Annotated in this window: 1 protein-coding gene; it reads right to left on the bottom strand. The window is 34.9% G+C overall.

Translation table 11 applies throughout. The features are described from left to right. Window positions 1–78: 78 nt before the first annotated feature. Window positions 79–822, bottom strand: coding sequence for a hypothetical protein (locus tag DNU06_RS17515; protein ID WP_111064795.1), 744 nt, complete (start codon window positions 820–822; stop codon window positions 79–81). Window positions 823–882: the final 60 nt, after the last annotated feature.

Here is an 882-nt window from a genome sequence, read left to right as displayed (position 1 = left end):
AACGTTTGAGCATGTTTTCGTTGCTGTAAGGTACGAAACAACAATGAAATATGCTTGTTGTTAGCGATAGTTTTTTCATCATTCAAAGGCCATTATTTCTATCACAACTACTTGGTTATTCTTTACAGCTTGGCTTCTAAATGGGTCGCTAATACTACTATGTTTTGTTGCACTGTTTAAAGAGTTTTCTTCTTTCCCTTTACATAGAACAACAAAACACTCCTTAGAAACTCCTAGTTTTTGGAAGTGATTGACAACTTCCGAAACTCGAAGTCTATCTATTTCAGTGTTTTCAAATTCGCCTCTAAATCCAATAAGTGCAACTTTTCCCGTTGGATATGTACAGAAAAAATCCGATAAAACATCAAGGTCTAATAGGTTAATTGAATCGAGCACAGCACTATTTTTCTCGTACGAAAAGTAAGGCTGAGAAACGGGACCTAAGCAGACATTTATCCGCTTTAATTCTCGAATCATTTTTGTGTGCGAAGTGATATTAAAAGTATTAAACTTATCATACTGGAAAGCAAAGCCACTATTGGGTAGAATTTCTATCTTATAGTTATGGTCTGGAAGCACCCATCTTTTGCCATTTCCCCTCGTAGTTAATTCAATTTGTCCGCTGCTATCCAACACTGCACAGAAAATTAAGAGTGAATCTTGATACAAGTATACCGAGTCTTGCTGAGCAAATCCACACTTTGGCTTGGGTTCTACCTTTATAACTAAATCAATTAAATATTGTGATGCGTTTTCTTGACTAAAGGCCATTCCACCTAAAATAAAGCCTGAAAGCAAAACAACAAATTTCAATTGTCTCATTCTATTATACTATTAATTATTTTTAGTTATTTACCAACTTGCTATTAGCGCTAACGTTTG

The organism is Putridiphycobacter roseus (assembly GCF_003234935.1).
In the GTDB taxonomy this organism is placed as follows: domain Bacteria; phylum Bacteroidota; class Bacteroidia; order Flavobacteriales_D; family Crocinitomicaceae; genus Putridiphycobacter; species Putridiphycobacter roseus.
This window is presented reverse-complemented; position numbering and strand designations above follow the sequence as displayed.